The sequence below is a fragment of the Blastococcus aggregatus genome (genome assembly GCF_900221005.1).
GTDB lineage: Bacteria > Actinomycetota > Actinomycetes > Mycobacteriales > Geodermatophilaceae > Blastococcus > Blastococcus aggregatus.
In genome coordinates this window covers 47,690-64,505 of record NZ_OBQI01000001.1, presented here as the reverse complement: position 1 = coordinate 64,505, position 16,816 = coordinate 47,690, and the positions used below count along the sequence as shown (strand labels likewise).

20 protein-coding genes are annotated in these 16,816 nt (G+C 68.8%); 12 read left to right on the top strand and 8 right to left on the bottom strand.

Going from position 1 to position 16,816, the window contains the following annotated elements:
* The first annotated feature begins 48 nt into the window (after window positions 1-48).
* Complete coding sequence (locus CRP29_RS22505; protein ID WP_176522772.1) at window positions 49-666, top strand: hypothetical protein; 618 nt, start codon at window positions 49-51, stop codon at window positions 664-666.
* An 86-nt stretch (window positions 667-752) separates the two neighbouring features.
* The gene (locus tag CRP29_RS22500) at window positions 753-1,424 is read left to right on the top strand and encodes a GOLPH3/VPS74 family protein (RefSeq protein ID WP_176522771.1); all 672 of its coding nucleotides are present in this window, start codon (window positions 753-755) and stop codon (window positions 1,422-1,424) included.
* A 448-nt stretch (window positions 1,425-1,872) separates the two neighbouring features.
* Here the strand turns inward: CRP29_RS22500 and CRP29_RS00310 are convergent, their stop codons facing one another.
* Window positions 1,873-2,856 (bottom strand): phosphotransferase, encoded by a 984-nt coding sequence (locus CRP29_RS00310; RefSeq protein WP_097193100.1) that lies wholly within the window; start codon window positions 2,854-2,856, stop codon window positions 1,873-1,875.
* A 44-nt stretch (window positions 2,857-2,900) separates the two neighbouring features.
* Here CRP29_RS00310 and CRP29_RS00305 point away from each other — a divergent pair, with 44 nt between their 5' ends.
* Window positions 2,901-3,455, top strand: a complete 555-nt coding sequence (locus CRP29_RS00305; protein WP_097193990.1) for a GNAT family N-acetyltransferase — start codon at window positions 2,901-2,903, stop codon at window positions 3,453-3,455.
* Window positions 3,456-3,792: 337 nt separating this feature from the next.
* Window positions 3,793-5,226 (top strand): 3-phosphoshikimate 1-carboxyvinyltransferase, encoded by a 1,434-nt coding sequence (aroA, locus tag CRP29_RS00300; protein WP_342745204.1) that lies wholly within the window; start codon window positions 3,793-3,795, stop codon window positions 5,224-5,226.
* 208 nt (window positions 5,227-5,434) lie between these two features.
* On the opposite strand, the gene CRP29_RS00295 is transcribed toward aroA, so the two are convergent.
* Entirely contained in the window at window positions 5,435-5,821 is a 387-nt protein-coding gene (locus CRP29_RS00295; protein ID WP_097193099.1) for a VOC family protein, read from the bottom strand.
* A 289-nt stretch (window positions 5,822-6,110) separates the two neighbouring features.
* On the opposite strand from CRP29_RS00295, the gene CRP29_RS00290 reads away from it, so the two are divergent.
* Window positions 6,111-6,752 carry a S1 family peptidase gene (locus CRP29_RS00290; RefSeq protein ID WP_176522770.1) on the top strand — a complete coding sequence of 214 codons (642 nt, stop codon included), beginning with the start codon at window positions 6,111-6,113 and terminating at the stop codon, window positions 6,750-6,752.
* Between the two features lie 118 nt (window positions 6,753-6,870).
* Here CRP29_RS00290 and CRP29_RS00285 read toward each other — a convergent pair whose 3' ends face one another.
* Complete coding sequence (locus CRP29_RS00285; RefSeq protein WP_097193097.1) at window positions 6,871-7,389, bottom strand: GNAT family N-acetyltransferase; 519 nt, start codon at window positions 7,387-7,389, stop codon at window positions 6,871-6,873.
* A gap of 146 nt (window positions 7,390-7,535) precedes the next feature.
* Here CRP29_RS00285 and CRP29_RS00280 point away from each other — a divergent pair, with 146 nt between their 5' ends.
* Window positions 7,536-8,144: an NUDIX hydrolase gene (locus CRP29_RS00280; RefSeq protein ID WP_097193096.1), complete on the top strand. Its 609-nt coding sequence runs from the start codon at window positions 7,536-7,538 to the stop codon at window positions 8,142-8,144.
* A gap of 146 nt (window positions 8,145-8,290) precedes the next feature.
* On the opposite strand, the gene CRP29_RS00275 is transcribed toward CRP29_RS00280, so the two are convergent.
* Window positions 8,291-9,097 carry an inositol monophosphatase family protein gene (locus CRP29_RS00275; protein WP_217991405.1) on the bottom strand — a complete coding sequence of 269 codons (807 nt, stop codon included), beginning with the start codon at window positions 9,095-9,097 and terminating at the stop codon, window positions 8,291-8,293.
* Between the two features lie 136 nt (window positions 9,098-9,233).
* Between CRP29_RS00275 and CRP29_RS00270 the strand changes: the two genes are divergently transcribed.
* Window positions 9,234-9,773 carry a GNAT family N-acetyltransferase gene (locus CRP29_RS00270; protein ID WP_097193095.1) on the top strand — a complete coding sequence of 180 codons (540 nt, stop codon included), beginning with the start codon at window positions 9,234-9,236 and terminating at the stop codon, window positions 9,771-9,773.
* Window positions 9,774-9,969: 196 nt separating this feature from the next.
* Here the strand turns inward: CRP29_RS00270 and CRP29_RS00265 are convergent, their stop codons facing one another.
* Window positions 9,970-10,812: a DinB family protein gene (locus tag CRP29_RS00265; protein WP_097193094.1), complete on the bottom strand. Its 843-nt coding sequence runs from the start codon at window positions 10,810-10,812 to the stop codon at window positions 9,970-9,972.
* An 83-nt stretch (window positions 10,813-10,895) separates the two neighbouring features.
* Between CRP29_RS00265 and CRP29_RS00260 the strand changes: the two genes are divergently transcribed.
* Window positions 10,896-11,396, top strand: a complete 501-nt coding sequence (locus tag CRP29_RS00260; protein ID WP_176522769.1) for a GNAT family N-acetyltransferase — start codon at window positions 10,896-10,898, stop codon at window positions 11,394-11,396.
* Window positions 11,397-11,487: 91 nt separating this feature from the next.
* On the opposite strand, the gene CRP29_RS00255 is transcribed toward CRP29_RS00260, so the two are convergent.
* Together CRP29_RS00255 and CRP29_RS00250 are read right to left on the bottom strand one after the other, a co-directional pair.
* Window positions 11,488-11,907, bottom strand: a complete 420-nt coding sequence (locus CRP29_RS00255) for a hydrolase (protein ID WP_097193093.1) — start codon at window positions 11,905-11,907, stop codon at window positions 11,488-11,490.
* 100 nt (window positions 11,908-12,007) lie between these two features.
* Entirely contained in the window at window positions 12,008-12,556 is a 549-nt protein-coding gene (locus CRP29_RS00250) for a GNAT family N-acetyltransferase (RefSeq protein ID WP_217991404.1), read from the bottom strand.
* Window positions 12,557-12,734: 178 nt separating this feature from the next.
* Between CRP29_RS00250 and CRP29_RS00245 the strand changes: the two genes are divergently transcribed.
* From CRP29_RS00245 to CRP29_RS00230, 4 genes are all read left to right on the top strand, one after another.
* A complete protein-coding gene (locus CRP29_RS00245) occupies window positions 12,735-13,193 on the top strand; it encodes a GNAT family N-acetyltransferase (RefSeq protein WP_097193091.1) in 459 nt (152 codons plus the stop codon).
* A gap of 75 nt (window positions 13,194-13,268) precedes the next feature.
* The gene (locus CRP29_RS00240) at window positions 13,269-13,754 is read left to right on the top strand and encodes an NUDIX hydrolase (RefSeq protein WP_097193090.1); all 486 of its coding nucleotides are present in this window, start codon (window positions 13,269-13,271) and stop codon (window positions 13,752-13,754) included.
* Between the two features lie 236 nt (window positions 13,755-13,990).
* Window positions 13,991-14,905 (top strand): phytanoyl-CoA dioxygenase family protein, encoded by a 915-nt coding sequence (locus CRP29_RS00235; protein WP_097193089.1) that lies wholly within the window; start codon window positions 13,991-13,993, stop codon window positions 14,903-14,905.
* A gap of 15 nt (window positions 14,906-14,920) precedes the next feature.
* Window positions 14,921-15,988, top strand: coding sequence for a DUF2332 domain-containing protein (locus CRP29_RS00230; protein WP_097193088.1), 1,068 nt, complete (start codon window positions 14,921-14,923; stop codon window positions 15,986-15,988).
* 97 nt (window positions 15,989-16,085) lie between these two features.
* On the opposite strand, the gene CRP29_RS00225 is transcribed toward CRP29_RS00230, so the two are convergent.
* Window positions 16,086-16,772 carry a tyrosine-protein phosphatase gene (locus CRP29_RS00225; RefSeq protein WP_176522766.1) on the bottom strand — a complete coding sequence of 229 codons (687 nt, stop codon included), beginning with the start codon at window positions 16,770-16,772 and terminating at the stop codon, window positions 16,086-16,088.
* Window positions 16,773-16,816: the final 44 nt, after the last annotated feature.

The window sequence follows — 16,816 nt, the reverse complement described above, 5'->3', positions numbered from 1 at the left end:
TCGCCGGCACCGGCTGCACGAGGAACCAGCCGAGTCGAGGAGACGACGATGACCGAGCCCCTGCTGCTCGACCGGTTCGTGCCGACCTGGGACCACGAGATCTCCGTGTCCCGGGTGTTCCGGGCGCCACCGGGGGAGGTGTTCGACGCAATCACCACCCTCGACCTGTTCCGCCTCCCGGTCGCCCGGGTGCTGCTCGAGGCGCGCGGTCTGCCCGGCCGCCTGGCCGACGCGGCGGCCCGGCGACACGGCGAGGCGGTCGTCAAGGAGCCGCCCACGTTCCGGGTGCGCGACCTGTCGGCCCGTGGCTGGATCCTGCTCGGGGAGCGGCCCGGCACCGAGCTGGTCTACGGCATGGTCGGCCGGCCGTGGAAGGGAACGGGCGGCGCACCGCCGGAGCCCCCGGTGACCGCCGAGACCTTCGCGGCCTTCGCCGAGCCGGGGTTCGCCAAGATCGCCGAGAGCACCGTGGTCACCCCGTACGGCGTCGGCGGGTGCGTACTGACGTTGGAGAGCCGGGTGGTGACGACGGACGAGGACAGCCGGCGCAGGTTCGGGCGCTACTGGCGAGCGGCGGGGCCGTTCATCCGGCTGATGCGCCCGACCGCGATGCGGGCCCTGGAGCGGCAGGTGCACCGGGGCGCCCCCGCAGACGAGCAGCTCTGAGGGGAACGCTTACGGGTCGATGGGCTCGGCCGGCCGCGGTCGGAGGACCGTGTCCGCCTCCTCGCAGGACCACCGACGATCGACGCATGCTCATCGCCGAGGACCTGCTGCTTCTCCTGACCGCCGACGACAGCGGAAAGCTGGCTGCCGACAGCACGAACACCGACGCGGCGCTGGGTGGGGCGCTGCTGGCAGAGCTGGCGCTCACGCAGCGTGTCGACGTCGCGGGGCCTGGCGAGCGGGTGCGAGAGGGCCGGGTGATCGTCAGGGACGCCGGCCCGACCGGGGACGGCACGCTCGATGACGCCCTGGCCACGGTCGGCGACAAGGAGGGCAAGACGCCGCAGAGCGTGGTGGCGGCGCTCGGGAAGCGGGCAAAGGCGCGGCTCTACGAGCGTCTGGCAGAGGCCGGCCTGCTGCGAGCGGAGGAGGGCCGGATCCTCGGCATCGTCCCGACCCATCGTTGGCCCGCGGTGCACACCGGCCACGAGGCGGCGATCCGCGCCGGCCTCGCCTCGGCTCTGCGCGACGGGTCGGCCACCGACGGCAGGACTCGAGCGCTGGTCTCCCTGCTCGTCGCGCTGAAGGCCGTACACACGGCAGTGACGCCTGAGTCCGCCGGTCTCTCCAAGCGGGAGCTGAACGCGAGCGCCAAGCGGATCGCAGAGGGGGACTGGGTGGGACGAGCGGTCCGATCGGCGATCGACACGGACACGGCGGCCCTCATCGCGGCGACCTCACCGAGAGCCTTCGGATGAGGGGGTGGCGCTGCCCGACCGGGCAGACGGCATCGAGCCGGTGACGGCGTGGAGCGGGTGACCGGGATCGAACCGGCATGGCCAGCTTGGAAGGCTGGACACCCTGATCGCCATCTTGGCTGGTCAACCTGGGGTCAGGCCCGGGGCCGTGCCTTCCACGTGCCTTACGGCATGCACCGCCACCGGAAGAGCGGCTCTTCGCTGGTGTTCGTCCAGTTACTGGTTGAGTGACGCGATCCGCGGGTGCCTGCGCTGCGCCGCGCGGGCGGCCGGAGCGCTGCCCGCGACGTGCACTCTCAGGAACGGCGCGAGGTGGAGGTCTGATCAGCCGCTACCTCGGGGCCCGAGCCGCCAGCGCCGGTGTCCGTGAAGGCGGCCTATTGCACCTCCGTGAACGATGCGCACATGCCAGATCCGGTCGTGGCTGCCCGCGGCGGACCGGCGGCAATCAGCGAAGCGCGTTCAGCTCGTCGAGGGCGCGATGGCCGCGCTCGACCACCCCTGCAACGACATCGTGCCGCCCGAGACGGATGGGCCACTCGAGCTGGAGAAGGATCTGTGTCGCAGCGAGCACCGCCGCCCCCTCCCAGCCGACCACGACGAGGATTCTCGTCCACAGCCGCCTGCGGACGCCGTCCAGCGGATCCTGGAAGGTGTGCCACTGGAGGGTCGTCAGATCAGTCGCCCGCGTGCCGCTACCTGCGTTCCCGATGTCCACAACGGCCACCACCGCTCCATCACGGACCAGGACATTGCTCGGGTTGAGATCGGCATGGACCATGTCCGGTGCCTCTCGTGGTGGTACGACGTCGGCACACATGAGCCGCAGGCGCTCGACCAAGGCCGACACCACGGAGGAATACCCCGAGAGCCCGGCGACAGCCAATTCCTGACCGGTGGCGACCCGCCAGGCGTACGACCAGTGGTCGTGGTGCTCGGAGGCTTGGCCGGCCTGGAGTTCGATGATCTCCATCAGCTGATCAACGATGGACGGGGTCAGCTCTTGCACGGGAGCCGCGTCGACGAAGTCCATCAGATGCCACACATGAGTGGCTGTAGCCCCCACTCCGAGCCACGCCGGGGTGGGATAGCCGCGCCTACGCATGTGCTCGACCACTCGCTGGGCTCGCAACGTCTCGTCCAGGTCGTTGGCGTGTCCCCGAGGCACTGCTTTGAGCACTGCGTCTGCCCTGCCGGCCAATTGGACGCGTATGGCGCCCTCATTGACGCCTCCGGGTAGGCGGCTGAGGAGTGTGACCTCAGCCCCGACCACGCTGGCCACGTCGTCCAGGACCTCGGCCGGCAGCGTGCGCGACGCTTGCGGAGACCGTGCCACGAGCCCAGTGTGCCGATGGGCCCAGCGTCCTCCGAACCGGCGACTCGGACGGTGTGTCCCATAGTGGGGGAGTAAGGCCGACCAGTCCCAGGGCATCGGTGATCGTCCGCCGGCGCAGCGGCATACGACACCATGCCGGCATGCCCTTCCCGCCATCCGTGTTGGCAGACGGTGTCGTCACGCTTAGGCCTTTCGAACTTGTCGACGCCCGGACACACCTCGCCGGCGAAGATGAGGAGCTCATCCGCTGGCTGAACGGCGGCCCGGGCACTCCTGAGGGGGTCGAGGCGCACGTGCGGCGCTGTATGGCCTCGTGGGAGGCGGGAGGTCCGACCTTCACCTTCGGCATCCGCGCCGGCACCGAGGGCCTGCTCGTCGGCACGATCGACGTTCGGCTCGAGCACGAAGAACTCGTGTCCGGCCAGGCCCAACTGGCGTACGGCCTGTACCCGGGGGCTCGGGGACGCGGCTTTGCCACCAGGGCCGTCATGCTGGCCTGCAGGTTCGCCGCGGCAATTCCAGACATTTCCGAAGCTGTTATCCGGGTCGACCCCCGGAATCCGGGGTCGGCTGCCGTCGCCGTGCGTGCCGGCTTCCGCTACCTGGGCCACCGCATCGAAGTCAGGGAGGGCGGCCTGGACTGGTATGTCCGCGAGCTGCTCCCGCCGGTCGATGAACCGGGAGCCAGCTCGTAATTCCGCCCCCTGCCGCTCTGAGCCGTCTCGTCGGGGCCAGCGCGGCCGCTGCCGCGCTGCGTGGCTTCGTGGTCGGCACCCTCCTGTTCGACGGCGGCTCCGTTGCTGCTCGCCTGTTCTTCGGGGGGCTGTTCGGCCATGCGATGAATCGCCGCGTCGTGTTCTCGTAGCGGTCGGACCGCCACCGCGCTGGCGGTGTCCTGGTGGGTGCTGCCGCCGTTGAGCCTGCTCGCCAGGCTTCTGCTCCTGGCTCCCTGACTGGAGCAGTGATCGGGCGCCGCTACATCCAGCATTGGAAGGCCTGACGGCCGAGAGGCACCTCCCGAGCGCCTCTCATGTGGGCCGCTCAAAGACAACGCTGGCTCGGTCGGTGGGCGGCTTCGAGACAGGAACGCCAGGCGGGTCGAGCTCGGTGCGTCGCGCCCAGCTCCCTGCACCCTGCAGGGGTAGGGCAGCTCCCTCAGTAGGGTCGCCAGCGGCGCAGGCTGAAGGGACTCCCGTGGAGCAGGGCTCGGCAACAGCAGACTCGTACGAGGTGTTGCCACTGCGGGCTGCGCCCGATGGCACCGTGCATGTCCCTGGGTCCAAGAGCGTGACCAACAGAGCCCTGATGTGCGCAGCCCTGGCACCCGGCCGCAGCATCCTCCGCGACGTTCTCGTAGCCGACGACACCCGCGCGATGATGGACGCCCTCAGCAGCTTCGGAGCCCTTGTCACCCTCGACGAGGAGGCACGGACGGTCGAGGTCGTCGGGGCCGATCTAGACGTCGGCGGCGACATCGCCGTATACGCCCGGCAGTCGGGGACCACCTCGCGTCTCGTGCTTCCAGCGGCCACCCTGCGAAGCGGTACCACCCTCCTCGACGGCACCGACCAGCTCCGTGCCCGCCCGTTCGGCCCGCAGCTGGCAGCACTGCGTCAGCTCGGTGCGACCCTGGATGAACTGGGACGCCCCGGGTGCCTGCCCATCAAGGTGCTCTCGCGAGCACGCGGTGGGCACGCCGACATCACCGGCGATGTCTCGAGCCAATTCATCTCCGGTCTGCTCCTGGCCGGTCCGCTGATGCCCGAGGGCCTGGACCTGGCGTTGACGACGAACCTGGTCTCCGAGCCCTACTTGGACATCACGCGAGATGTCATGGCCGCGTTCGGCGTCTCGGCCGAGGGCCTCCGGGTTGCGCCTGGCAACTACCGGGCTGCGGATTTCACCGTGGAGCCCGATGCCAGCTCGGCCTCGTACTTCTTCGGTGCCGCTGCCGTCACCGGAGGACGCGTGACCGTGGAGGGTCTCGGCACGGGCAGCTCTCAGGGCGATGTCGCGTTCGTGGACGCCTTGGAGCAGATGGGTGCCCATGTGGAGCGTCACCGCTCTCGCACGACCGTGACTGGCCCGGCCCAGCTCCGCGGCATCGACATCGACATGCGGCACATCTCCGACACTGCTCAGACCCTCGCAGCGGTCGCCGTGTACGCCGACAGCCCGACGAGGGTGCGCGGGATCGGGTTCATACGCGGCAAGGAGACCGACCGCATCGGCGCCATCGTCACGGAGCTGCGCCGCGCAGGCCTCCAGGCTCAAGAACACGATGACGGCTTCTCCGTCGTCCCGGGCACGCCACAGCCGGTCGTGTTCGAGACCTATGACGATCACCGGATGGCGATGAGCCTGGCACTACTGGGTCTGGGATTCCCCGGCATCGCGCTCGTTGACCCCGGTTGCGTCGCCAAGACCTACCCGGCCTTTTTCACCGACCTCGACAAGCTCCGCTGACCTTGGCGGAGGCCCCGGCGTCGTGCGTGACCCGCCCAGCATGAACGAGATGCGCTGCTTCGATTCGTCGCAGCTTGGGTCTACTGGCCTGTCCCCACCGTGAGCCGCTCAGGGCGACTGGGCGTCGCTGAGAGGGGGCCTTGAGGCCGTTGATTCCGGTCGTGCGTCGGCGGTTGAGTGGCCTGGCGGCTGCTGCTGCCAGGAACACCTACATGCTCTCGCTGTAGGGCAGATGCGTCTCGTGACGCCACTTCTCGTAGTCGCTGCTGGCCTGGAGCACGCAGAAGCGGTTGCCGTCAGGGTCCGCGAGCACAACCCAAGACGTCTCCTGACTACTCACTTGGGTCGCTCCGAGCGAAAGCGCGTGTGCGACGACCTCCGCCTGATGATTGGGGCGGAGGTCCATGTGGACGGGACCAGGGCCGCTGCGGGCCCCGCCGAGCGCGATCAGCAGCGGAGGGCCGTGGCCTTCGGGGTCTCGCAGTTGCACCGACGACGTGTAGTTAGGGGCCACCACGTACCCGAGGAGGTCACGCCAGAACTCCGCCAGACGCCGTGGCTGCTGGCTGTGCAGGACGAGGGTCTCGACGCGCACAACGTGACTCGAGCGGCTTGGCACGGTCGCACGCTAATGGCGATTACCGCCGCGATGCTGTCGACAGGCGCGCCGGCGTCGGCAGCGTCATAAAGTGGAACAGCCAGTCGCGCGCCGCCTCGCCCAGAGGCCGCTCAGGTCGACCGAGGCGGCGCTCAGAGTGGGCCCTCGGCGTCGCCTGCATCGTGCTAGTCAGTCCCCTGTGGACTTCCCCAGCATCGTTGCCCGAGCCCGCCGCTCAACAGTCCAGATCCAGCCACCAGGTGGTCCGATGCCTGCGAGCTGGAGCGTGCTCGAGCTGGAACGCGACATCCTCGGCAGCGGCTTCTGCATCCTCGATGACGCGACAGTGTGCACCGCGCGGCACGTGCTACCAGAAGAAGAGCGACACGTTGGTGGGCAAGTCAACGTCGGTCTCCCCATTCCCGATATGGGGGGCACGCCGGACCCACAGTCTCGTTCCCTCTTCCTCCCGTGGGAGGCGTCGTGCGTAGCCGAATCCGCCGAGGACGACCTCGCGATCCTCCACCTGCACGGCAAGCTTCCGATGAGGGCCATCCGCAACGGCGTCGAAGAGGACGCGCGACTGCAGCCTTTCGCGATCGACGACCAACCCGTCCCGGACGGCGAGGCCATCGCGGTGTCGGGGTACCCCCTGGCTCATCCCGCCATGGTGACGACGACTGGCGTCATCGCCAGTGCATGGGCGATCAACCCCGCAGCGCCCTCGGAGGTCGGGGCGCGCCATCTCGCCGACGTGACGGCTGCGCCGGGCAGCAGCGGCGCTCCCTGCTATCGCGCCTCGGACGGACGGCTTGTGGGTGTGCTCGTCGGCGGCCGCACACTGCCAGGTCACGGTGGGTATTCCGGCCTGTCCGTCCTGGTACCCGCCGGCAGGGTGCGCAACTTAATCGCAGCCTCGGGCCTCTAGAACGCGCCCGCTCGCCCAGAGTGGGCCGCTCTGAGGTGCCTCGCACCACCATGAAGTGGGCCTTGCGGTTCCTCGTCGAGACTTGGGCGGCAGCCACCGCACGGCGCCCCGCTCAGGGCTAGAGGTACAGGCGAAAGCCCTCGGCTTCTGCGGTGAAGCCAAGCCGCCGGTACAGCTCGTGCGCCCCGTCGTCCACATGCCGCTTGTGAGAGAGCAGCTGCACCTTGCGGCAGGAAGCAGCGCGGGCGTCATCGAGGGCTTGCTGCACCAGTGATCCAGCCACGCCGCGACGGCGGTGGGCGTAGGCGACGACCACTGCCTCAATGAACGCGGTGGGGCGACAGTCGTAGGTGAGGTGGGGCATGAGCATCATGGCGGCGGTACCTACCGGTCGCTCTTGGGATGCTCCCTGTCCATCCGGAAGGCTATCGACCGCGAGATACACGGCCAGGTCCGGGGTGGCTGCCATGCGATCCCAGGTGCGGCGCTGGCGCTCGGTCGGTCCTTGAAGCCCGGTGAAAGCTTGGCTAGGAGCGACCGCCTGGTTCTGCGCAAGCACCTCGAGCACATTCGGCAGATCTTCAGGCGACGCCTGTCGCACTCGGTAAGTCCCGGTTGAGTCGGGCACTGATGCCATCAGGTCATGGTCGCACCGTCCCGGAGCTCGCCCGGAGTGGGCCGCTTCCGGCTACCGCAGGTTGCGCGGCGGTCCGAGACGCCGGGACCGGTTTCGAGGCGTTCCGCGACTGAGCGCGGAGGGAGTCACCGGGTAGCGTCCGGCCGATGACGGAGCACCCCTCATGGACCACGCTGTCGAGCCGGTACGTGGTGAACGACGAGTGGCTGACGCTGCGGGCGGACACGGTCCGCACCGGGGAGGGGCACGTGCTCGACCCCTTCTACGTCGCCGAGCACCGTGACTGGGTGAACTGCGTCGTCGTGGACGAGGACGAGCACGCCGTTCTCGTCCGGCAGTACCGGCACGGTGTGGGCAAGCATGTGCTGGAGCTGGTCGCGGGAGGGGTCGAGCCCGGGGAGACCCCGGAGGACGCCGTCCGGCGCGAGCTCCTGGAGGAGACGGGCTACACCGGTGGTGCGCTCTTCCGGACGGGGGTTAGCTACGCCAATCCGGCCTCTCAGACCAACCGGGTCTTCTCGTTCCTCGCCGTCGGCGGGGCCTGTCGCGAACGGCAGGCGCTGGAGCCCGGGGAGTCCCTGTCCGTCGAGCGTGCGCCCCTTCGTGAAGTCGCCCGCGACCTCGTCGGCGGCACCGGGGAACGGGAGGTGCTGCAGAGCCTCCACCTGGCGAGCGCCCTCCTGGCGCTCGCGTTCGTGGCCTCGTCCGCGCACCCCGCGGTGGCTTCGCTGCGCACGTCGCTCACGTCTTCCTGACTAGGCGATCGACCGGGCCGGGCAACCCTGTGGCGCGGCACCGAACACGCCCAGAGTGGCCGCTTGGGGCGACCGGCGGCTGCTTCTTAGAGGGTGGCTGCATGACGACGCCGGCGATGCCCCCCGGCACTCCCGGCGCATTGGCATCATCCCTCTTGCAGCCCCATCCCCCGCAGCACCGCCTGAGCCGTCGCTGCATCGGCAGCGGCCAACAGCCCGACCCTGTCGTCGTCAGCGCGGTACGCAGTGCCATCCGGGCGGCTGGCTACCCCACCTGCTTCGGACAGCAGTAGCGCGCCGGGGGCGTGGTCCCACGCCAGCGTCCGCCAGAAGAGCATGAAGTCCGCCTGCCCCTCGATGATCCTTGGGTACTCGACGCCAGCACATTTGCTCCGAGGCACTAGGTCGCCGAAGCGGGATTCGTTTCGCTCGACCGCCTGCCTGGCGTCGGGGTCGAGGAACCGTCGCAGAACACCTCCACGCAGGCTCGTCAGGTTGTCGGGGTCCGCTGGTTCGCGGTGGAGGCGGACGCCGTCGCGCCAAGTGCCACCGCCCCTTTCCGCCATGTAGGTGCGTCCGTGCTGGGGTTGATGCACGACTGCGAAGACTGTCTGACCCCTGTCCACCAGTGCGAGCATGATGGCGTGGTCCGGTGAGCCGTCCAGGAAATGCGGCGTGCCGTCAAGAGGGTCAGCGAGCCACACCGGGCGCTCGCTGCGCAGCGCTCCGAGCAACGACGGATCTTCCGAGGCGGCTTCCTCGCCGATCACCGGCAGGCCGGGCGTGATGTCCGCCAGCCCGTTGATCAGGAGGCGCTCCGCTTCACGGTCGACCCGGCTCACGAGTTCGCCGGGCGACTTCTCCTCGCCAGTCACCCCTTGGCGAAACAGTGGCAGATGCACCTGTAGGGCTACCCGGCGGACCAGCGCAGCTACGGCATCAAGGTCAATCATGAGGCGGCCACGGCGCGACCGTAGCGTCCCGACTTCTCCGTCCCATACGGGGCGCTCAGACATGTAGCCGGCTGCCCGGAAAGCGGACGGCGAGGCGTCGACGGCGGACAAACGGCCTTCCGGTCATCATCTGGGCATGGAGACTCCGCCCGTCGCTGTGGCCGCAGGCAATGATCTGGAACTTCGGCTGCTTGATGCGGACGACGCCGTAGCCCTCCAACGCGCAATCGATGAGAGCCGGGACCACCTCGTACCGTTCATGCCGTTCGCCACGACCGACCCATCGGACCTTGCGTTCCGGCGGTCGTGGATCGAGGAGTGCCGGGAGGCCTTCCGCACGGGGCAACGATTCCAGTACGGGATCATCCGCGCCGACGAGGTGATCGGCGAGTGCAGCATCCATCCCATCGACGACCGCACGGCATCCATCGGTTTCTGGGTACACGTCGAGCACGTCCGCCAAGGAGTCGCGTCGGCGGTGGCAACTGCTCTCACACGGGCTGCCCTCAAGGCTGGATGCGAGACCGTCTGCATTCGTCACGACCGAGCGAACGCGGCCAGCGGGTCGATCGCCGCACGTCTGGGTTACGAGCGCATCGGCGAAGAGCCACACTCAATCGACGCACCGGGTCAAACGGGCACCAGCGTCGTGTGGGTCCTCACGGGCACTGTCTGACGCCGCTTTACGAGGATGGGATCCGGGGGCGGCCGACGTCTGTGAGGGCCTGCCAGATCCACTCTTGCTCCGTCAGCGTGGTGACCAGCGTGCGTCGCCAGTCAGAATCACTGCCCGTGCCGTCATGTCGCGCACGGTATCGAGTCGCTGATGTACCCGCAGGTGCGTCCCCAGACTGGGCCCTACGCGCGCGTCGTCAGCCGGGATCGGTGAACGAGACCGGCTTGCCGGTGGCATGGGCGTACGTGATCTCCCTGCGCGTGGACTCGCCGATGTAACCGCCTGGGTTGACGACCAGGACCCGGTCAGCCAAGTCGATCTTGCGCAGGTGGAGGGCGCCCAGCGTTGACATCTGCTGGTCGGTGAGCAGCCCGTTTGCTTCCTGATCCTTGGTGCGCACGAAGACGCCCGGCGCGAGGACGATGGCACCGGCGAAGGTCAGATCACGGTTCGCCGTGCTCAGCTCGTCTACGAAGCGGGCGGAGCCGCAGATGCAGACGATCTCAGGTCGGTCAGGCGCGTCGTGGGGCGTCAAGCAGTCGCGGAGGAGGTCTAGGTGGCCCGCGTGCCGGGCCGTCTCGTCGATCATGTGGACGAGGATCCAGCGGAGGTTGACGGGCCCGCGCCCGAACGACGGCACGACGGCGATCTGACCGAGCGAGTCGCACCTGTCGACGGCGCTACGGCTCCGTTCACAGGCTGAGGCGTAGAGCGCAGCGATCCCGGCACTGGTGTCACCGGGTGTGAGGTGCATCGAGCGATCGGGATCATCGGCACCGGCCGCATCCCACGGGCTCGGCATCTTGTTGCCGAGCAACCGACCCTGGAACCAGCGATCTTCCACCCATGCCAGATGCCGCACGATGCCGGCGATCGTCATGTCAGTGGCCGGCAGGAGTCGCTGGGACGCCTGCTCCCACGGAACGTCGACCAGAGCGGCGGCAGCGATCGCTCGGTACTGGTCGAGTCGCTGGAGCAGTGCGGTTCGCTCATCCTCGGGCTGAAGATCCGGGTGCGCTAGCTCGGGGACCGGTGCCATCGCATCATCGTGGCAGGGCTCGCCCGGATCGGGCCGCTCGCAACAGTTGCTGTCGAGCGCCTCGACGGGCGACCCTCACTCCCGTGACGGCACGACTCGTCCCAGCCTCTGATGCCGCCCTGGAGGCGGCCGCTCAAGCGCTGTCCGCGGCCCCCGTCGATTCTCCCGGGATCCGGGATCACGCCTGGCTACATGCCGAACCAGCCGAGGCGCTGCGCAGGCTTCAGCTGGCCCGTGACCACCGCATCGAGCACGGAGGGCTCGCTTGGGTCGTCCTGGCCGATGAGGTGGCCGTCGGATACATCAGTGCTCGCATCTACGACGACGGCCATCGCGCGGAGACCTTCTCCGTGGTCGCCAGGGCGAACCAAGGCCTCGGGGTCGGCCTCGAAGCTCGGCGTCTGGTACTCGAAGCGCTGGCAGCCGCGGGAGTTCGCAGCGTGGTCAGCCTCGCCAGGCCGGACAGCGCCTCCGCCGCAATCTCTCGCAAACTCGGATACGAGCTCAGCGGCGCCGAGACGCGTGCCCACCCTGAGGGCTTTCGAGTCGAGCTGGAGCGCTACGAACTGCAGCTCAAGGCCTGACGCGTCGCCCAGCCTCAGGCCTTGGCGACGGCGAGAGAGCTAGCGGCGGCCGACATCACCACCGCCGACCGTTTCTCGAAAGTGCGAGCAGCTAGCGAGACTTCAGCACCGGCCTCTTGACGCCGACTTGAACGGCGTATCGGGGGCGAGCGCCGAAGTCGGCTCGCGACCAAAGTGCCGGCTGGCCGACTTCCCGGCACAGGTGCGCCACCGCGTCACCGGTCCACAGCCCAACGTGAGCGCCGAAAGCAGAGTGGTCGGCGTTGTGAAGGACAAGATCCAGAGCTTCGGGCTCGTTGACGTGACGCGTCGCCACGGTGTCAGTCCACAGTTCATCTGAGCGAAAGTCCGGCACGACGAAGCCGAAGTACGCGAGCACCTCGTAGGCCCAGAGTTGGCAGTTGGCGCCGCCGGCCAGATCACCTCGAGGGGCTGCGCCTGGATACCTGGCGCTGGCGTAGGGCACCTGCCAGTACCCGTCGGGCAACGTGCCGAGCGGACCGGGCCCCATGAGCAGCAGCTTGCCATGGGCCTGTCATTTCATGGCGAAGCTGGCTGTGCTCGGCGCATCCGATGCGCGGCGCGGTAAGCGGCTGAAGGCAGGCCGTCGCTTAGTCGCCGGGCAGGAGGGAGAACAGCGCGGCGTCGCCGCGGCTTCCGTCCCGGTAGGGCAGGGATGAGCGAATGACGCCCTCTTGCAGAAAGCCCGCGCGCCGGGCCGCATTCTGCGAGGCCGCGTTGGCCACGTCGGCCGTGAGATGCACTCTGGCGGCGCCCCGGGTGAATGCCCAGTCGGCTAGTGCTCGGGCGGCCTCGGCGGCGTACCCGTGACCGCGGGCCCAAGGCGCTACCCAGTACCCAACGGCGGGGCCCAGCGGGCCCGGCGTGAAGTGCAGACCTGCCGAGCCCACGAAACGCCCGTCGGCCTCGATGGCGGTGGTCAGGGCACGCCCCGCGGCCCGCGCCGACCCCGTGGTGATAGTGACGAACTGGACGGCGTCGTCCCTCGTGTACGGCGATGGCACGGTCGTCCAGCGCTGAATCTCAGCGTCCTGGCAGGCCTCGTGCACCGCGTCGACGTCGTCTTGGCGGTACGGACGCAGCACCAGCCGCTCGGTACGCACTACCTCGGTAGCCAGGTCGACATGCGAGAGATCCACGAGCGCATCATCGCGGGTCGGAGACCGCGAGGACGACCAACTTCCTTGGAGTCGGCGACACATGCCCCCTTCAGCACGATCCGCGCCGGTGGGCCTTCGAGCTGACGAGGTGGAGGGCTGGAGCGCCTTGTTCCGATATTGCGGCGCTCGTCCTCGACGGACCGGCAAGTATGTCGCCATGAGCATCGACGTCTCACCAGCCACCGAAGACGAGAAGTCGGTGGTGCGCAGGCTTTTGGAACTCAACTCGCACGACTTCTCCGAGTTCGATGGTCGAGACCTCGGCCCGACCGGCGAGTACGGCTACCGATACCTGGATCACTACTGGATCGAGAACGAGGACCGTCACGCCTTCATCGTCCGGGTCGACAGGGCGATCGCCGGCTGTGTGCTGGTAAGGGCTGGTTCCCCGCATCGTTTTGGTGAGTTCTTCATCGTTCGCAAGCACCGTCGCAGCGGCGTGGGAACGACGGTCGCCCACGCCATTTTCGGCCGGTTTCCCGGTGAATGGCTCGTAGAGGAGATCCCCGGCAATGACGCCGCTGTTGCCTTCTGGCGGCGAGCCATCCCGGTGGATTTTCAGGATGCTCAGGCAACCTCTGGCACGAGCCAGCGGTTCGTGAGCCGGGCTCACTGACCGCATCGAAACTGGTCTGAGCGACGACCCGTGCTGTCACTGGTGAGTTGCTCGCCTGGGGCGCACAGTCGCCGTATGCCACGTCAAACGGTGAAGCTCCTCCTCATCGACCCTGACGACCGACTGCTGCTGATTCACGGGCGCGACCCGGCCACCGGAACGAGCCACTGGTACCCCGTCGGGGGAGGGGTCGAGCCCGGCGAGTCGCTGGACGAAGCCGCAGTCCGCGAGGCGTGGGAGGAGACCGGCCTCGACTGGCTACCCGTAGGAGCCCGTGTCTGGACGCGCGACGTGGCCTACGTCCACGCGGGTCGAACCTACGACGTGCATGAGGACTGGCTTCACTGTGCGGTGGCTCACTTCGAACCGGCACCGGCCCAACTCACCGACCGCGAAAACGAGAGCATTCTCGGCTTTCGGTGGTGGACAGCGGAGGAGCTGCGCACCACCACGGAGTCAGTCTTTCCACCGGACCTTGGCGCCCATCTCAGCAGCCTTCAACAACAGGGTTCTCCTGTGGCGCCGATCGACATCGGAGCCCGACCGACCACCCATGTGTAGAGGATCCTCGCCGCGGACGGCGCCGTCCGGGCCCGCGTTGACAACCGAAGATCCGCGGTCATGCGCTGCGACAGTCCTGCGCGCATAACTTGATCTCTACCGGACTCTCAGGCCTGCGCGGGCCAGGTCAAGGCAGGCACGTGGCATCGGGTGACATCGACCGTCCCCGCGAATGCGCTCGCCGGGTTGCCCGTTAACCAGTTGCCCGGCCGCCGCTCGCTGCCGAGTCTCACGGGATGGAACTGATCGAGGCGGCACAGATGTGGCACACCGACGGCTTCGTCGTCCTGCCGGCGTTCATCCCAGCCGACGAACTGGGAGCTGCCGTCCGCGAACTGCCTGCCCAGTTCCCCACTGCCGAGGGATTCCACGACGGCACGGACCGGCGACGGAACCGCTACATCGACGACGAGTTCGCCGGCATCGACACATTCCCGTTCACGAGCACCGAACTCAGCCTGCTGGCGGTGAGCGAGCGTCTGCTGGAGCTGGCGGGGACGCTGCTGGGCGACGACGACATCCACATGTACGCCGCCGAGTCGTGGGCGAAGTACACCGGTGCCTGCGACTACGACCAGGACCTGCACCGCGACTACCTGAACCACACCCTCCTGGTGCCCAGCACCGCCCCGGGATGCCGGCAGGTCGAGATGTTCGTCTACCTCACCGACGTCCCCGAGGAGCTCGGGCCGCCACATCTGGTGTCCCGTCGGCACACCGACCACCTGCCTGCAGTGCCCAACTGGTTTCTCAAGCCAGGGCAGGCCAGCGAATCCCGGTACACGGACGACAGTGGGAGTCCGGAGCTCTACGCAGCGGAGGTGTCCGGAGCCGGTCCCGCCGGAACCGTCATCGCGTTCGAGCCCGGGACCGTGCACAGGGGCACGGGACTCACCGCACCGCGAGGTGCCCGGTACAGCATGCAGGTCTGCTTCCGGCCGGCGAGCTTGCAGTGGGGCCAACGGGTCGGCTGGGCGGTACGCAGCTTCAGCCCGGAGTGGTCGGCCTTCGTCGGTCGAGCGACCGTGCGACAGCTGCAGGCACTCGGCTTCCCTCCACCAGGGCATCCGTACTGGACCGAGGAGACGTTGGCGGGGATGGCGCTGCGCTATCCGCGCCTCGACCTCTCCGCTTGGGAGACATCGGCGTGAGCGAGGATCCCGGGCATGGACGAGCGGGCTGCGGTGGCCAAAGAGTTCGTCGGCGCGCGGGCTGAGGACTTTCCGACGTCCCCGCTGTACCGGGCACTGAGGCCGGTCGTGGCCGAGCAGCCGCAGATTTTGGACATGCTGGGCTATCGCCGGGCGGGGCAGCAGGCGCCGTACCTGTTCTTCGGCGCGGTGCACCACCTGGTGCTCGGCGGCGCCGAGCACCCACTGCGCGACTTCTTCGCCTCTGTCGTCGGAGATGCGGCCCGGTCCCCGGAGGAGGCCGGACCGGCGCTCATCGACTTCTGCGACACCTACCGCCCGGAGCTGGACCAGCTGATCCGGACCCGGCTGGTGCAGACCAATGCGGTCCGTCGAGCGGTCGGCCTGCGCTACGCCCTGGCCGTGATCGCCGAGACGTGCGACCAGCCGGTGCATCTTGTCGAGGTGGGCGCGAGTGCAGGCACCTTGCTGCACGTCGACCGGTACCGCTTTCGCATCGCAGGGCGCAGCTTCGGCCCGGCGGACGCGGCGGTGACCATCGACAGCGACTGGCGTGGTGATTCGCTGCCTGAGATGGGAGTCATCCCGACCATCGCCAGCCGCACCGGCATCGACCTGCACCCGGTGGACGCCACGGACCCCGAGGAGCGGGCATGGCTACGTGCGCTGGTCTGGCCGGAGAACTCCGCGGACGCGGGCCTGCTCGACGCAGCCCTGGCCGGCCTCGCCGCCGATCCGCCGCGGCTGATCGCCGGCGACGGCATCGACGTCTGTCCCGACCTGGGCCGCCAGTTGCCCTCGGGCGAGCCGCGGGTGGTGTTCCACGCCGCGACACGCATGCATGTGCCACCCGACCGTCGTGCGGCGTTCGACCAGGCCATCGACTCCATGGGTGAGCGCGGCCCGCTGTTCCACGTCTGGCTAGAGCCGGGGCACGTCCCGCACGAGGGGGACACGGCCGATGACCGTCCGGTCCTCCGCTTCCACGGACCCGGCACCGGTGGGACTCAGCCGCTCGTCCAGATCGCCGGTCACGGCCAGTGGCTCGCTCCGGTCGACGCCGAACTCGGGGGAGAGGCGTAGCCGAGGGCCGGTGACCGGCCCCGGCGTCAGCCGCCGTGGGCGGGTCGTCTCGATCGATCTGAGGCCACGACGGTGGGCACTCGCGAGCCGATGGAGGTCAGGGTTCCAAGCGCTGCCGGAGGGCGGCGATGTCGTCGTCCGCCAGGCCGAGCCAGCGGAGGTAGCCGGCGGTGGAGGCATACGTGGCGCTGACGTGATCGAGCATGCGACGGATGTCCTGATCGCCCCGGCGTCCCGGGTCTTCCGCGTCCGGTCGCAAGGGGGGCGGCAGCAGGGCGTAGTCGGCGGCGATGACCTCGTGGTCGGCGCCGGCGAGGTCCAGTAGCAGGGCGACGACCATGCCGGTGCGGTCACGTCCAGCTCGGCAGGACACCAGCACCGGACCCGGCGGCATCTCGGCCAGGGCGGTGAAGATGGCGGCGATGTGGTCGGCGTTGCGCTGCAGGCTGCTGGCGTAGATCTCCCCAATGGTCCGGAACCGGCTGAAGTCTTCGCGCGCTTCGGCGGCGGGGTCGATCAGCGGCAGCCACCGGTAGCCGGGATGCTTCGCCAAGGGGTGTGGGCAGACCCGCACCTCGTCGTCCGAGCGCAGATCGAACACCCCGGTGAACCCATGAGCGGTGGCAGCAGCCAGGTCGTCGTCCGTCACGTGCTCGGGGGTGTTCGCCCGGATGATGCGCCCGAACGGCACCCGCTGGCCGTGGGGGAGTGCCAAGCCGCCCACGTCGGCGGAGTTGGCGAAACCAGCCAGCAGTCCGCGGGCGCGGGAAGGGGCTGCGTCCACCGTTCGACGGTAACGCGCCGCGATGTCGGCTGACCTGCTCGGAA

What these genes read in the sequence shown, in the direction of transcription:
- CRP29_RS00270 (WP_097193095.1), top strand. Translation starts at nt 9,234, where the DNA reads ATGGAGACTCCGCCCGTCGCTGTGGCCGCAGGCAATGATCTGGAACTT.
- CRP29_RS00240 (WP_097193090.1), top strand. Translation starts at nt 13,269, where the DNA reads ATGCCACGTCAAACGGTGAAGCTCCTCCTCATCGACCCTGACGACCGA.
- CRP29_RS00255 (WP_097193093.1), bottom strand. Translation starts at nt 11,907, where the DNA reads ATGGGGCCCGGTCCGCTCGGCACGTTGCCCGACGGGTACTGGCAGGTG.
- CRP29_RS00305 (WP_097193990.1), top strand. Translation starts at nt 2,901, where the DNA reads ATGCCCTTCCCGCCATCCGTGTTGGCAGACGGTGTCGTCACGCTTAGG.
- CRP29_RS00280 (WP_097193096.1), top strand. Translation starts at nt 7,536, where the DNA reads ATGACGGAGCACCCCTCATGGACCACGCTGTCGAGCCGGTACGTGGTG.
- CRP29_RS00275 (WP_217991405.1), bottom strand. Translation starts at nt 9,097, where the DNA reads ATGATTGACCTTGATGCCGTAGCTGCGCTGGTCCGCCGGGTAGCCCTA.
- CRP29_RS00245 (WP_097193091.1), top strand. Translation starts at nt 12,735, where the DNA reads ATGAGCATCGACGTCTCACCAGCCACCGAAGACGAGAAGTCGGTGGTG.
- CRP29_RS00235 (WP_097193089.1), top strand. Translation starts at nt 13,991, where the DNA reads ATGGAACTGATCGAGGCGGCACAGATGTGGCACACCGACGGCTTCGTC.
- CRP29_RS00265 (WP_097193094.1), bottom strand. Translation starts at nt 10,812, where the DNA reads ATGGCACCGGTCCCCGAGCTAGCGCACCCGGATCTTCAGCCCGAGGAT.
- CRP29_RS00230 (WP_097193088.1), top strand. Translation starts at nt 14,921, where the DNA reads ATGGACGAGCGGGCTGCGGTGGCCAAAGAGTTCGTCGGCGCGCGGGCT.
- CRP29_RS00285 (WP_097193097.1), bottom strand. Translation starts at nt 7,389, where the DNA reads ATGGCATCAGTGCCCGACTCAACCGGGACTTACCGAGTGCGACAGGCG.
- CRP29_RS22505 (WP_176522772.1), top strand. Translation starts at nt 49, where the DNA reads ATGACCGAGCCCCTGCTGCTCGACCGGTTCGTGCCGACCTGGGACCAC.
- CRP29_RS22500 (WP_176522771.1), top strand. Translation starts at nt 753, where the DNA reads ATGCTCATCGCCGAGGACCTGCTGCTTCTCCTGACCGCCGACGACAGC.
- CRP29_RS00310 (WP_097193100.1), bottom strand. Translation starts at nt 2,856, where the DNA reads ATGCCCTGGGACTGGTCGGCCTTACTCCCCCACTATGGGACACACCGT.